This window comes from Paludicola sp. MB14-C6, from assembly GCF_030908625.1.
Classification (GTDB): Bacteria; Bacillota; Clostridia; order Oscillospirales; family Ruminococcaceae; genus Paludihabitans.
Map to the genome: position 1 here is coordinate 634,103 of NZ_CP133133.1, position 14,667 is coordinate 648,769.

Consider the following 14,667-nt stretch of genomic DNA (forward strand, 5'->3'; position numbering starts at 1 on the left):
TACATTTATGTATTTAAGTAGTATAATGATTTTAACTGAAAGGGGTTGTTGATATGAAAAAATATAGCGTACTATTCTATCCCATTTTATCAATAGGGTTAATTTATGGAATACTCGCACTTATTACTTATTTCAATCATATGCAGAAAATGACTTTTGAAGGAGGCTATTTATTAGCAAGCCTTATTCTCTATGCTCTAATTGGAGTAATTCTTGCCACAGAAGCCTTTTTCATGAAACTCAAAATTTCAAATGCAAAGTGGTATGTCATAATAGAGCGAATTATACTAATTATACTCTTATTGTTCTTTACCTATTATCCGTTTTATGTTTTTAATCCAACTGTTTTTGCTTTACTCATCGGCTATGAAATTGCTCTAATTGTTTTATCCTTATTGAAAAGGGAAACATATCATAGCAAAAGCCGAGTTATGAATGAAACGGATAAACCCATAATACTATAATTATCTTACAACGCAAATTTAATAAATAGCCACTATATTTTACTTCCTAATACACTGTATTGGGAAGTTTTTGGTTGGATAAAGTTAATAAACGTTCAATTCATTAACAATATTATTGAATTTTTGGTGCTTTAGCTCGTTAAACTGTTGACAATCTTTGCGTATTCATATAAAATAAAAATGTTACAATGCATTAATTATAGGTACTAATCCTTATGGATTTTAAATAATACCTTTAAAAATAACCAATGACTATTTTTAAAGGCAATCTGAATGTCATTGGAGAAACGGAGAAAATATGGGTAAAACAATCGCACAGAAAATTTTAGAAAACCACATCGTTGACGGCGACTTAATTACTGGAAATGAAATTGGTATTAAAATTGACCAAACCTTAACGCAAGATGCAACCGGCACAATGGCTTACTTGGAATTTGAAGCAATGGGTGTTGACAGAGTAAAAACCGAACGCTCTGTTGCATACATTGACCACAATACATTACAATCCGGTTTTGAAAATGCAGACGACCATCGTTTCATTGGTTCCATTGCTAAAAAACATGGTATTTATTTTTCAAGACCCGGCAATGGTATTTGTCATCAAGTTCATCTTGAAAGATTCGCTATTCCAGGAAAAACTCTAATAGGATCTGATAGCCATACTCCAACCGCCGGGGGCATTGGTATGTTTGCTTGTGGTGCAGGTGGCCTAGATGTTGCTGTTGCAATGGGTGGCGGTGCTTACTATATTACAACTCCGAAAATGGTGCGTATAAACCTTACTGGAAAACTATCTCCTTGGGTTTCAGCAAAAGACGTTATTCTTGCCGTTTTAAAGCTACTTACAGTAAAAGGCGGTGTTTCAAAAGTAATTGAGTACGGTGGAGAAGGAGTTAGAACTCTTTCAGTTCCCGAACGTGCAACAATTACAAATATGGGTGCTGAATTAGGTGCTACTACATCCATCTTCCCTTCAGATGAAATTACTCGTGAATTTTTAAAAGCACAAGGTCGTGAAAAGGATTGGGTAGAAGTAAAAGCTGATGATGATGCAGAATATGATGAAGTTTACGAAATTAACTTATCCGAATTAACTGCTATGGCAGCTTGCCCACACAGCCCTGATAATGTAAAAACTTGCGAAGAAATCGGCAAAATCAAAGTTGACCAAGTATGCATTGGCTCTTGCACAAACTCTTCTTTACTGGATTTACTAAAAGTAGCATATATTCTAAAAGGCAAGACTTGTAGCCCTGATGTAAGCTTATCTATCGCTCCGGGCTCTAAGCAAGTTTTCAATATGTTAGCTCAAAATGGCGCATTAGCAGATTTAATTGCTTCTGGTGCTCGTATTTTAGAATGTGCTTGCGGCCCATGTATCGGTATGGGACAATCTCCAAATTCAAAAGGTATTTCTTTAAGAACATTTAATAGAAATTTTGAGGGTCGTTCCGGTACTGCTGATGCTGGAGTATATCTTGTAAGTCCGGAGGTTGCTGCTGTTTCTGCATTAACCGGAGTACTAACAAACCCTGCTGAATATCTAGGAGATATGCCGCAATTTGAATTACCAACAGAATTTTTAATTAACGATAACATGATTGTTCCTCCTGCTTCTGTAGAGGATGCAAAAAACGTTGAAATTTTGAGAGGTCCAAACATTAAGCCTTTCCCAACGACTACATTAATGGAAAATAGCATTGAAGCCCCATGTGCGCTAAAAGTTGGAGATAATATTACAACTGACCATATTATGCCTGCAGGTTCAAAAATTCTTCCGCTACGTTCCAATATTCCTGCGATTTCTCAATACTGCTTTACCGTTTGTGATAAAGAATTTCCAAAACGTGCCCTTGCATTAGGCAAAAGTATCATTGTTGGTGGTTCTAACTATGGACAAGGTTCTTCTCGTGAACACGCTGCACTTGCACCATTATACTTAGGCGTAAAGGCTGTTTTGGTTAAATCATTTGCTCGTATTCATCGTTCTAACTTAATCAATGCAGGCATTCTTCCGCTAACTTTTGCAAATGAAGAAGATTACAATGCAATTACTCAAGGCGATGAGCTTGTTATGGCAGATGTTAAGAGCTGTGTAGAAAATGGAGCAAATATTACAATCTTAAATAAGACAACCGGAAAAGAAATTGTTGCTCTTTGCGAGTTATCCGGACGTGCAAAGGATATTATACTTGCGGGTGGTTTACTCAACTACACAAGAGAGCAGTTACAATAAACTTGATTCAATTATCTAATTTAATTTTGGGAGGATACTGAAATGGCAGATAGAATTAAAATGACTACGCCGTTAGTCGAAATGGATGGAGATGAAATGACAAGAATTATATGGAAGATGATAAAAGATATTTTATTAACTCCATATATCGACTTAAATACAGAATACTATGATTTGGGATTGGAATATCGAAACGAAACCAATGACCAAGTTACCTTTGATTCAGCAGAAGCAACGAAAAAATACGGAGTTGCTGTAAAATGTGCTACTATTACTCCTAACGCACAAAGAATGACGGAATATAACTTAAAAGAAATGTGGAAAAGTCCTAACGGTACTATCCGTGCAATATTAGATGGAACTGTATTCCGTTCCCCTATTATTGTAAAAGGAATCAATCCTTATATTCCAACTTGGACAAAGCCAATTACGCTTGCTCGTCACGCTTATGGCGACATTTATAGAAATACAGAATTAACAGCACCCGCAGGTTCTAAAGCCGAATTAGTCATTACCAATGCAGATGGAACACAGACCAAACAGTTAATTCATGAGTTTAAGGGTGATGGTATCGTTCAAGGTGTTCACAACCTCGATGACAGTATTGGTAGTTTTGCAAGAGCTTGTTTTAATTATGCTTTAGATGTTAAACAAGATTTATGGTTTTCTACCAAAGATACAATCAGCAAGATTTATGATCATAGATTCAAAGACGTATTTGCAGATATTTATGAAAATGAATATAAAGAAAAATTTGAAGTTGCAGGTATTGAGTACTTCTACACACTTATTGATGATGCTGTAGCAAGAGTTGTTCGTTCCGAAGGTGGATTTATCTGGGCTTGCAAAAACTATGATGGTGACGTTATGTCTGATATGGTTGCAACTGCATTTGGAAGTCTTGGAATGATGACCTCCGTTTTGGTTTCTCCTGATGGAGTTTATGAATATGAAGCTGCACATGGAACAGTTACTGCACACTATTACAAATATCTAAAAGGTCAATCAACTTCAACTAACTCTGTAGCTACCCTATTTGCATGGACTGGTGCATTAAGAAAACGTGGCGAATTAGACCAAAATAAAGAGCTGATGGACTTTGCAGATAAATTAGAGCAAGCTACCATTCAAACAATTGAAGAAGGCGTTATGACTGGCGACTTAGCAAGACTTTCTACCTTAGAAACCAAGCAAGTTGTTGATACAGAAACTTTCCTATTAGAAATCAATAATAGGTTAAAAGCAATTTTAATGAACAATAAAATATAATACAATAAAGAAGGTGACGATATATGTCTGAGACTAAAGCTATATCCATAGCTGTAATTAGAAGATTACCTCGATATTATCGCTTTTTAGGTGAGTTGTTAAAGGTCGGAACAATTCGTATCTCTTCCCGTGAGCTATCTGATCGAATGGGGTTAACCGCATCTCAAATCAGACAAGATTTAAACTGTTTTGGCGGATTTGGGCAACAAGGCTACGGCTATAATATTCAAGAACTTCACGATGAAATCGGACATATTCTTGGACTCGATAAGAAAACAGAAGCTATCTTAGTTGGTGGCGGTAACCTTGGCCGAGCTGTTGCGAACCATATGGATTTTGATATGCGTGGGTTTAAGTTGGTCGGTATATTTGACCATAACGAAGAGTTAATCGGTCAACAAATTAAAGGTATTAAAGTTTGCCATACCGATTTACTTGAAGAGTTTTGTAATTTACATCATCCACAAGTTGCAATTCTTTGTATTCCCAAAACTGCAACAAGATTAATTTGTGATCGGCTGATTCCGTTGGGAATTAAGGGCTTTTGGAACTTTAGCCATTATGACTTATTAGATAAGCATAGTGATATTGTTGTTGAGAACGTTCACTTAAGTGATAGCCTGATGACTTTAAGTTATAAAATGAAAGAAAAATTTCATGAATAAACAAAGAGCCTCTAATAAAAGGTTATTCCTTTTAAATAGAGGCTCATATTTTTGATACCTTGACCAATTGTTATAGATAAAATATGCTGTTTTTTTTACTTTTATTTGATGATACTTTCAAAACAAAATGCTTTATTTCTATTTACAGTATTTTTGACAGTAAACTAGAGTATTTAAAAGAATACAAGAGCATTCCCGAGTATTTTTGAGCATTTACCCAATAATTTATGGTTAAATTACTGGTATTTCGCCATAAATTCAAGAATTTCAACGAATTTTGAAGTTTTATACTTGACATTTGCATAGAAAAGCTTTATATTAAATAATGTTATTTTGTGTCTAAAATAACTGTAACAATTATAGTGTTACGGCGAAATCTAGTTATCGATTTATTCGATTTTGCCGCAAAGCAAGGCTTTAAAATTCTTTCTATTAAAGTCAACTAGTAAAAATGATATCGTATGCATCAACTGTAAGCGAGTAAATACTGCTCGCCCAAAAGCCTTTTGCGGGCGGTGATGTCAAAAGGTATCGTGGCTATGCGTTTTAATGCAAATAAAACGTGGGCTAATCCGCAAAGGGGGATACATAAATGAGCGAAAAAGTTTTATTAGACCTAAAAAACATCACCTTGAGTTATGAAGAAGATTGCATTTTAGATAATGTAAGCCTTTATGTAAAAGACAAAGAGTTTGTTACATTACTCGGACCTTCCGGTTGTGGCAAAACGACTACTCTTCGCATTATCGGTGGATTCATAACGCCTGATAAGGGTGATGTTTATTTTGAGGGCAAAAAAATAAATGATGTGCCACCGCATAAAAGAAAAGTAAATACTGTTTTCCAAAGGTACGCACTCTTTCCTCATCTAAACGTTTTTGATAACGTTGCCTTTGGCTTAAAAGTAAACAAAGTTCCAGCAGACGAAATTAAAACCCGTGTAAAGAAAATGCTTGAAATCGTAGATTTAAAAGGATTTGAACGCCGCAGAGTAACAAAGTTATCCGGCGGTCAGCAACAACGTGTTGCAATTGCACGTGCATTAGTTAATCATCCAAAAGTTTTATTATTAGATGAGCCTTTAGGTGCATTGGACTTAAAACTGCGTAAAGAAATGCAAGTTGAATTAAAACGCATCCAACAACAATTAGATATTACATTTGTTTATGTAACCCACGATCAAGAAGAAGCATTATCTATGTCTGATACGATTGTGGTTATGAAAGGCGGAGTCATTCAACAAATTGGTACACCCGAAGATATCTATAATGAACCCAAAAATGCTTTTGTTGCTGATTTTATTGGCGAAAGTAATATTTTTGACGGTATTATGATAAATGACTATCTTGTAAACTTCTCTGGACTTGAATTTGAATGTGTTGACAAAGGATTTAAACCAAATCAACCCATTGATGTTGTAATTCGTCCTGAAGATATTACTGTGGTTGCACAGGAACATAGCAGAATGACCGGTGTTGTAACTTCTTGTGTATTCAAAGGTGTACACTATGAAATGACTGTTAAATGTAACGGTCTTGATTGGATGATCCACTCTACTAAGGCGCAAAAGGTTGACAATGAGGTTGGCCTATCTTTTGGTCCTGAAGATATTCATATCATGAATAAATTATTTAAGGGAAACAAAAATGTCTTTATTGGCAAAGTCACAGATGAAGATACGATTACTTTTCTTGATATTACCTTTACTCGTGAAGGCTTAAATCTTCCAATTGACACTGCTGTTGAGCTTACGGTTGATCCAGCATCTATTGCTGTTGTATCAGAAGATTTAAGCGATATTACCGGTTTCCTTGAATCATTAATCTATAAAGGCGCGCATAATGAGTTAATCGTTTATACTCATGATACCGACATAATGATTCATTCCCAAAATGATGAACAAGTTGCTACGAATATCGGTATTAAATTTGATTTTGACAAAATTGATATCACTCCCGTTATTATTAACGAGGAGGTGGAATAATTGCTTAACAATAAAAAAAGTTCTTCTATTCCATATATTATTTGGAGTATCGCTTTTGTAATTGTTCCCCTCGTTTTGGTTCTTGTGTTTGCTTTCACAAACAAACATGGGGAATTTACATTCAGTAATATCGAAAAAATCGGAACCTACGCCGATATATTTGTAAAATCAATCAATCTTGCAATTATTGCAACAATCATATGCTTTCTTATCGGCTATCCATTAGCCTTTATTATTTCAAGAGCAAATAATCTATCTCAAAAAAACCTGCTATTGCTAGTTATGCTTCCTATGTGGATGAACTTTTTGCTTCGCACTTATGGTTGGATGACTTTATTGGAAAACGAAGGTATTATCAACAAGGTTTTAGGTTTCATTGGCCTTGGTCCTTTTGAAATGATAAACACACAGGGTGCAGTTGTGCTTGGTATGGTATATAATTACCTTCCATTCATGGTTTTGCCTTTATACTCTATCATGGTTAAAATCGACCGTTCCGTTATTGAAGCAGCCCAAGATCTTGGCGCAAATTGGTTGCAAATTTTAGGACGTGTTCTTTTACCGTTAAGTATGCCGGGAATTATATCTGGTCTTACAATGGTATTAGTACCTTCCATTAGTACCTTTATTATTTCAAAGATGCTTGGCGGCGGAAGCAACATGCTGATTGGTGACTTAATTGAAAGCCAATTCTTAGGCGGAAGCTATAACCCTTATTTGGGTTCTGCAATTTCGCTGATTTTAATGATAATTATGCTTTTGATTATGGGCGTTATCAATTCCCTTGAAGATGATGAAATGGAGGGAATGCTTGTATGAAAAAGCTCGGAAAAAATATTTACCTCGGACTATGCTTTTTATTCCTCTATGCCCCTATTGTTGTTTTAATTGTATTTTCCTTTAATGAATCAAAAAGCAGAGCCCATTTTACAGGATTTACTTTGAAATGGTATCAAGAGTTATTCTCTAATACTTTGATTATGAAATCCTTATGGAACACGCTAATCATTGCTATTTTAGCCTCCGTTATTGCTACCCTATTAGGAACAATCGCTGCAATTGGCATCAATAATATGAAAAAAGGCATGAAAACAACGGTTATGAACATTACTTATTTACCTGTTATCAATCCTGAAATTATTACGGGCATCTCTTTAATGTTATTATTTGTATTCATCAGCGATCTATTTGGTATCGAGCTTGGCTTTATTACGGTTTTAATTTCCCATATCACATTTTGCTTGCCTTACGTTATCTTAAATGTATTGCCTAAGCTAAGACAAATGGATATTCACCTTTATGAAGCCGCAATTGACTTAGGATGCAACCCATTAAAAGCATTTATGAAAGTAGTTATTCCTGAAATATTACCGGGTATTACTTCCGGATTTTTAATGGCATTTACATTCTCATTAGATGACTTTGTAATCACTTATTTTACAAGCGGTAGCTCATTTCAAACACTCCCTGTTACAATTTACTCTATGACACGTATGAAAGTGAACCCACAAATCAATGCACTATCTACTATTATGTTCTTAATTGTATTAGCACTTTTATTGTTAATGAATATTAAAAACTCTCGACAAACTAAACTTAAAGGAGCTGGATATTAAATTGAAAAAAATTCTCGTTATGCTGATGACGATTTCAATTCTTTTCATTACTTGCTCTTCTGAGGTTAGCGCAAAAGAGAAATCTGTTATTCGAGTATATAACTGGGGTGAATACATCTCTAACGGAGATGACGATACGCTTGACGTAATTGGCGAATTTGAAAAACGTTTCCCTGAATATAAAGTTGAATACACAACTTATGCCAACAATGAAGAAATGTATGCAAAAATAATGAGTGGTTCTGCAAAATACGACATCATTATTCCATCAGACTACATGATTAGTAAAATGATGCAAGAAAATATGCTTGCCAAATTAGATTATAATAATATTCCTAATTACAAATATATTGATGAGTCATTTAAAAACTTAGAGTTTGATCCCAAAAATGAATACTCTGTTCCATATACTTGGGGTACTGTAGGAATTATTTATAACACCAAAAAAGTAACAGAACCCGTTGACAGTTGGGATATTCTTTGGGACGAAAAATATAAAAAGCAAATTTTGATGTTCGATAATCCAAGAGACAGCTACGGAATTGCTATGAAACGGCTTGGATTTTCTCAAAACTCAACTAAAACAGAAGAATATGATCAAGCAACTATTTCTCTAGAAGAGCAAAAATCAGTACTTCAAGCTTATGTTAACGACCAAATTTTCGCTAAAATGACGAATGGTGAAGCAGCTTTAGCTCCATACTATGCAGGCGATGCGCTCACTATGATTGCAGATAATCCTGATTTAGCTTTTGCTGTTCCAAAAGAAGGCACAAACAGATTCGTTGATTCCATGGTTGTTCTAAAAAATGCACAAAACAAAGTCGGTGCTGAGAAATTCATCAACTTTATGTTAGAACCCGACATTGCGTTAGCAAACATTGAGTACATTGGATATTCTACGCCAATGAGCAATGTAAGAGATATGTTAGCAGATGATATTAAAAACAGCAGTGTTTCCTACCCTTCTAAAGAAATTCTTGCAAACTGTGAAACATTTTTAAATCTTCCGGAAAATATCAATACTTATATGCAAGAAAAATGGATTCAAGTAAAAGCCGCAGGTGAAAACAATATTGGCGCAATTATTCAACTAATCGTAACCATTTTGATTATGGCTGTTTTAGTTGTATTATTGTTAATTCGTAAGCGAAGAAACCGTCAATAGCTCTAAATAGGCTATGTCTGAAGTCCTTTTTAAGAAAATATTATATTAAAATGTAGGGGTCGGCATCCTTGACGACTCGAAACGTAGAAATTTCTCTATGTCTTCGGGCTGTTCAAAGGCTGACCCCTACAACTATTTTGTGCAAATGACAAGTTGAAATTGGTAGTTTATTTTGTTATACTATGGTAAATGAATAATATAAAAGAAAGAAGTTTGAAAGGAATGACTACAGTATGATTAAACGCTTTTTAAGCTATTATAAGCCGCATTGGAAGCTTTTTGCTTTTGATATAGTATGTTCTTTTGTTGTAGCCGGATGTGACTTGTTTTTCCCATCAATCACAGGTAATATTATCGACGACTATATCCCAAATAAAAACATTCGTTTATTAGTGATATGGAGTATTGCCCTTTTAGCTATTTTTATTTTAAAAGCAGCTCTAAACTACTTTATACAGTACTATGGGCATTGTGTTGGTGTTCGTATGCAAGCAGACATGAGAAGAGATATCTTCAAGCATATGCAAAAGCTCCCCTTTACCTTCTTTGATTCCCATAAAACAGGTTCTATTATGTCAAGAATTATCAATGACTTGATGGAAGTTTCTGAGCTTGCTCATCATGGCCCGGAAGACCTTTTTGTGTCTTCTGTGATGCTAATCAGTAGTTTTATTATTCTATGTTTTATCAGTTTACCGTTAACCCTCATCATTTTTGCAATTGTACCGCTTCTTGTTTGGTTTGCTGCTAAGATGCGTAAACGGATGATGAATGCATTTACTGCTACAAGGGAAGAAATTTCCGAAATCAATGCAAGTTTGGAAAGCAGTATTTCTGGAATACGTGTTTCAAAGGCATTCACAAACTCTGAACACGAAGAAAAAAAATTTGAAAAGAATAATAAATCATTTAAAAAAGCAAGAGAATTTGCTTATAAAACAATGTCAGAATTTCATTCAGGAATGGGATTACTCACAGATTTTTTAAACCTTGTTGTTATGTTTGGTGGCGGTCTATACGCTTATTGGGGCTACATCACTCCCGGTGAGTTTGTAAAATACCTATTATATATTAACATGTTCTTAATGCCAATTCGTAAAATTATTGGTTTCATAGAACAATATCAAAATGGTATGAGCGGATTCAAGCGTTTCATCGAAATCTTAGATTCAGAGCCTGAGCGAGAAACCGAAAATGCAAAGGATATTGAAAATGTACAAGGCAGTATTACCTTTAAAGATGTTAGCTTTAATTATGAAGAGGGCAAAGATATTTTAAACCATATCAACCTAACCATTGAAAAAGGTAACACTGTAGCTTTTGTTGGCCCATCCGGTGGTGGTAAAACAACATTGTGTCATCTAATTCCACGCTTCTACGATATCAACTCAGGAGAAATCAGCATTGACGGAATTAACATATTAAACTTCACTTATGAGTCACTACGAAAGAATATTGGTATCGTTCAGCAAGATGTGTTCTTGTTCACGGGCACAATTTGGGATAATATCGCTTATGGTAATCTCGACGCATCCGAGGATGACATCATTACTGCTGCTAAAATGGCTAATATACACGACTTTGTAATGAGTCTGGATGACCAATACGATACCTATATTGGTGAAAGAGGTGTTAAGCTTTCAGGAGGACAAAAACAGCGTTTATCAATTGCTCGTTTGTTTTTAAAGAATCCACCTATTCTTATTTTAGATGAAGCTACCTCTGCACTAGACAATACGACAGAGCTTCTTATTCAAGAATCGTTAGAAAAGTTGAGCGCAAACAAAACTACTTTAGTCGTTGCACATAGACTTTCTACAATTAAAAATGCAGACATGATTGTTGTTTTAACCGATAATGGTATTGAAGAACAAGGTACTCATGAAGAGCTACTTGCTTTAAATGGTATCTATAAAGAGCTATATGATTCACAATTTAAGTTGAATGCATAAACGAAAGCCCTACTCCAAGCGGAGCAGGGCTTCTTTTTTTATTCAGTTCATTGACAATATGTATTATCAATAGTCGTAGTCATGATTCGGTTTTTTATGATTAGAACCACGACGAGTATTTTTATCACGTTTCAAATCAGATATTTTCTCGTCACTTGATTGAATGAATTTAGATAACATATCTTCAAATGAAGCAGGCTTATTATTGCTTTGTTGTGCAGATTTATTATAATTATTGTTTTGACGAGGCGGTCTTGAATTTCCTGCATTTCTATTATTAAAATCTGAAGGCCTGTTGTTATTTTCACGACGTTGCGGTGCCGCTTGTTGCTGAGGCATTGCTTTCTTTATTGATAAACTAATTTTACCATCATCGCTGATGTTAAGAATTTTAACAGTTACTTTTTGTTGATCTTTTAAATGTTCTGATATATCGTTAACATATGTTTGTGATACTTCAGAAATATGGACCATACCAACTGCACCGTCTTCCAATTCAACAAAAGCCCCAAACTTTGTGATACCCGTTACTTTGCCTTCTACAATTTTACCGATTTCGTGCTGCATAGAAAATTTTTATCCTCCTGTTTACTTATTGTTACCACTAATATCTATAAATACACGTTCATTCGGAAATACAAAGCCAAGCTTTTCCCGAGCTATACGCATAATATATTCTGAATTTTCGCCTGAATTAATAATATTCATAATGTCTTTGTTCAAATATTGCTGTTGTTCCAGTTCATTTTTGGCTGCATCTAGGTTATCTTTTCTTTTTGAAATATCGGATTGAATAACAATAAAAGATACAACCACGTAAATAGAAAAAGCAATAAAAGCAAATTTTAATATTTTAACCTTTTTTGCTTTTGTCTTTGCCATTTCATATCACCTCAATTTTGTTGCCATGTATAGATTATACACTATAATCATTCTATTTTTCAAGTATTATTTAGTAATATTGCAATTTATTTTAAACACAATTATTATTGTTATTCTATCATCAAATATTCTAATTCGAGTTATACTGCATTATTTTCAGTTTCTTCGTTATTCTTAGGCTTTTTCGACGTTCTTATTTTCGTATATAGTAAAACGAATAATGACTTTATTTTACGATACAGCCATATAAACAACTTAACAAATGGTTGAATTAACAATTTATATAAGAACTTCAATATTGCTTTTACAATTTTAATTATAAATTTTGCAGCTTTCATGATGAGAATACTCGCCGTTGAAAAATATGCTAATGCTCCAAGGAGTTCGCCTATGATTAGAAAACCCCTTAATACTCCATCATTCTTCATTACAATAAAGATGAAACTGCTCAACGTTACAATAACAAAAAAAATAATGTCCTCTATAAAGATAATCACATTGCAAGTTTTTACTGCAATGCGTGATATTCGAAATAAATCATAAATAACGCCAAGCACAGCTCCTAGAAGGCATGCACTTAGGAATGTTATTGTTTCGCTTGCCATATTTCTTCACCAAGCCTTATTTCAGCATTTTAGAAAATACTCCGCCTTGTTTCTTTTGTTGCTGCTCGCTATAAACAATTGCGACAATATTTCCGTCCATTGTTAACTCACCAGTCTCAACATTCAACTTGTTGATATGAAGATTTTTTCCCCTGATTGTGAGTTCGCCTTGCTCGGTAAATAATACAACCATGTTTTCGTCAAAACTATCAATGTCTTCTACACCTGATATGGAAAGTGTTTTTCTATCCTCCAAAATCAGATTATGTGGTAGTTTTATAGCGTTTTTTTCGTCAAGCATTAAACCCACTCCTATGTTAGATTTAATACATACTTATGCGCTATCCTTTCAACTTATTCTTGTATTCTAGTCTTCTACCACAATATAAAGATCAGAAGCAGTTTCTTTGTTTGCATATTCTGATATACTTTTCACTTCAACTTTTAAATTACGAGTGCCCATATTGATTTGGATTTTATCGCCAACTTTAACTTGATAAGAAGCTTTTGCTTCAACATCATTGATGAGAATTTTACCTGCATCGCAAGCTTCGTTTGCAATCGTTCTTCTTTTAATAAGTCGAGTTACTTTTAAGTATTTATCTAATCTCATAGTCTCTCTCCTTTTGTATAAAAATTAAATCGGCTCTTCTCAAGCCGATTTAATTTTTATTTACTTAACCATTATTGGCTTAAGTTACTTATTTAACGTATTCTTTTAAGCCTTTGCCAGCTTTGAATGCTGGAACTTTAGAAGCAGCAATTTTAATCTTTTCGCCAGTAGCAGGATTTTTACCTTCACGAGCTGCACGAGTACGAACTTCAAAAGTACCAAAACCAACTAATTGAACTTTAGAGTCGTTTTTCAAACCCTCTGTAATAGCTTGGATAGTAGCATTTACTGCTTTTTCAGCATCTTTTTTAGATAATTCAGCTTTTTCTGCAACAGCAGCAATTAGTTCAACTTTTGTCATATTGTGACCTCCTATAGTTTTTATATATCTTCATGAGGATTTAAACCTCTTGAATTCGTTTTTTGGCTTGCTTCCAAATATCAATGAGTTTATCAATATCTGAATTTTGCAAGTTAATATCTTGTTCTTTTGCAATTTGCTCTACTTGTTTAAAACGGTTAATGAATTTATCGCAAGATTTTGTTAATAGCTCTTCTGCATCCTCATTATAAAAACGGGATACATTCACACAAGAAAAAAGTAAATCTCCGATTTCTTCAGCGATATTCTCTTTGTCATTGTTCAAAATTGCTTGTTCGAGCTCATTCACTTCACTTTTTAAATCTTCAAATGCCATTGTGATGGATGGATAATCAAAACCAGCTTTTTTTGCTCGATCTTGAACCTTGCTGCTACGCATGAGGGCAGGAAGCTGTTTCGGTACAGAGTCTAACGTTTCAGAAGCCGCTATTTGTCCTTTTTGCTCTTGTTTGATTAAATTCCAATTGACTAATACTTCATCAGCATCTTTCACGACAGTATCAGAAAAGATATGAGGATGGCGAATAATAAGTTTTTTACAAATATCATTGGCAACATCATCAAAATCGAAATTGCCAAGCTCTTGCTCCATTTGTGCATGAAAAACTACTTGCAATAAAACATCGCCTAATTCTTCTTTTAATAAGTCATTATCATTATTATCTATAGCTTCTATCACTTCATACGTTTCTTCAATGAAATTTTTACGAATGGACTGGTGATTTTGTTTTTTATCCCAAGGACAGCCATTTTCACCACGAAGTATTTTCATTATATCAATAAGATCATCCATTGTATATTTTTCTTTAAACGTAAAATCCATATCTCAGC

15 protein-coding genes and 1 pseudogene are annotated in these 14,667 nt (G+C 34.3%); 9 read left to right on the forward strand and 7 right to left on the reverse strand.

Features of this window, described 5'->3' with window-relative positions:
- Positions 1–53: 53 nt before the first annotated feature.
- From RBG61_RS03005 to RBG61_RS03045, 9 genes and pseudogenes are all read left to right on the forward strand, one after another.
- Positions 54–464, forward strand: coding sequence for a hypothetical protein (locus RBG61_RS03005; RefSeq protein WP_307945607.1), 411 nt, complete (start codon positions 54–56; stop codon positions 462–464).
- Positions 465–762: 298 nt separating this feature from the next.
- On the forward strand, positions 763–2,700 hold the full coding sequence (locus RBG61_RS03010; protein WP_307945608.1) for an aconitate hydratase: 1,938 nt from the start codon (positions 763–765) through the stop codon (positions 2,698–2,700).
- A 42-nt stretch (positions 2,701–2,742) separates the two neighbouring features.
- The gene (locus RBG61_RS03015; protein ID WP_307945609.1) at positions 2,743–3,969 is read left to right on the forward strand and encodes an NADP-dependent isocitrate dehydrogenase; all 1,227 of its coding nucleotides are present in this window, start codon (positions 2,743–2,745) and stop codon (positions 3,967–3,969) included.
- Positions 3,970–3,992: 23 nt separating this feature from the next.
- Positions 3,993–4,634, forward strand: a complete 642-nt coding sequence (locus RBG61_RS03020; RefSeq protein ID WP_307945611.1) for a redox-sensing transcriptional repressor Rex — start codon at positions 3,993–3,995, stop codon at positions 4,632–4,634.
- A 592-nt stretch (positions 4,635–5,226) separates the two neighbouring features.
- Positions 5,227–6,264 (forward strand): annotated as a pseudogene (potA, locus tag RBG61_RS03025) (spermidine/putrescine ABC transporter ATP-binding protein); the annotation flags it as partial.
- A gap of 354 nt (positions 6,265–6,618) precedes the next feature.
- The gene (locus RBG61_RS03030) at positions 6,619–7,437 is read left to right on the forward strand and encodes an ABC transporter permease (protein WP_307945613.1); all 819 of its coding nucleotides are present in this window, start codon (positions 6,619–6,621) and stop codon (positions 7,435–7,437) included.
- Positions 7,434–8,234 carry an ABC transporter permease gene (locus RBG61_RS03035; protein ID WP_307945614.1) on the forward strand — a complete coding sequence of 267 codons (801 nt, stop codon included), beginning with the start codon at positions 7,434–7,436 and terminating at the stop codon, positions 8,232–8,234. Before RBG61_RS03030 ends, RBG61_RS03035 begins: the two co-directional genes overlap by 4 nt.
- A 1-nt stretch (position 8,235) precedes the next feature.
- Positions 8,236–9,402, forward strand: coding sequence for an ABC transporter substrate-binding protein (locus RBG61_RS03040; RefSeq protein WP_307945617.1), 1,167 nt, complete (start codon positions 8,236–8,238; stop codon positions 9,400–9,402).
- A gap of 233 nt (positions 9,403–9,635) precedes the next feature.
- On the forward strand, positions 9,636–11,354 hold the full coding sequence (locus tag RBG61_RS03045; protein ID WP_307945620.1) for an ABC transporter ATP-binding protein: 1,719 nt from the start codon (positions 9,636–9,638) through the stop codon (positions 11,352–11,354).
- 66 nt (positions 11,355–11,420) lie between these two features.
- Here the strand turns inward: RBG61_RS03045 and RBG61_RS03050 are convergent, their stop codons facing one another.
- The 7 genes from RBG61_RS03050 to mazG all read right to left on the reverse strand — a co-directional run bounded on the left by RBG61_RS03050 (position 11,421) and on the right by mazG (position 14,659).
- Positions 11,421–11,921, reverse strand: a complete 501-nt coding sequence (locus RBG61_RS03050) for a S1 RNA-binding domain-containing protein (protein ID WP_307945622.1) — start codon at positions 11,919–11,921, stop codon at positions 11,421–11,423.
- Positions 11,922–11,942: 21 nt separating this feature from the next.
- Complete coding sequence (locus RBG61_RS03055; RefSeq protein WP_307945625.1) at positions 11,943–12,236, reverse strand: septum formation initiator family protein; 294 nt, start codon at positions 12,234–12,236, stop codon at positions 11,943–11,945.
- Positions 12,237–12,376: 140 nt separating this feature from the next.
- Positions 12,377–12,841 carry a spore cortex biosynthesis protein YabQ gene (gene yabQ, locus RBG61_RS03060; protein ID WP_307945627.1) on the reverse strand — a complete coding sequence of 155 codons (465 nt, stop codon included), beginning with the start codon at positions 12,839–12,841 and terminating at the stop codon, positions 12,377–12,379.
- 16 nt (positions 12,842–12,857) lie between these two features.
- Entirely contained in the window at positions 12,858–13,142 is a 285-nt protein-coding gene (yabP, locus tag RBG61_RS03065; protein ID WP_307945630.1) for a sporulation protein YabP, read from the reverse strand.
- 66 nt (positions 13,143–13,208) lie between these two features.
- Positions 13,209–13,454, reverse strand: coding sequence for an RNA-binding S4 domain-containing protein (locus RBG61_RS03070; protein ID WP_307945632.1), 246 nt, complete (start codon positions 13,452–13,454; stop codon positions 13,209–13,211).
- A gap of 88 nt (positions 13,455–13,542) precedes the next feature.
- Positions 13,543–13,815 (reverse strand): HU family DNA-binding protein, encoded by a 273-nt coding sequence (locus tag RBG61_RS03075; protein WP_307945635.1) that lies wholly within the window; start codon positions 13,813–13,815, stop codon positions 13,543–13,545.
- A gap of 40 nt (positions 13,816–13,855) precedes the next feature.
- Entirely contained in the window at positions 13,856–14,659 is an 804-nt protein-coding gene (mazG, locus tag RBG61_RS03080; RefSeq protein ID WP_307945637.1) for a nucleoside triphosphate pyrophosphohydrolase, read from the reverse strand.
- Positions 14,660–14,667: the final 8 nt, after the last annotated feature.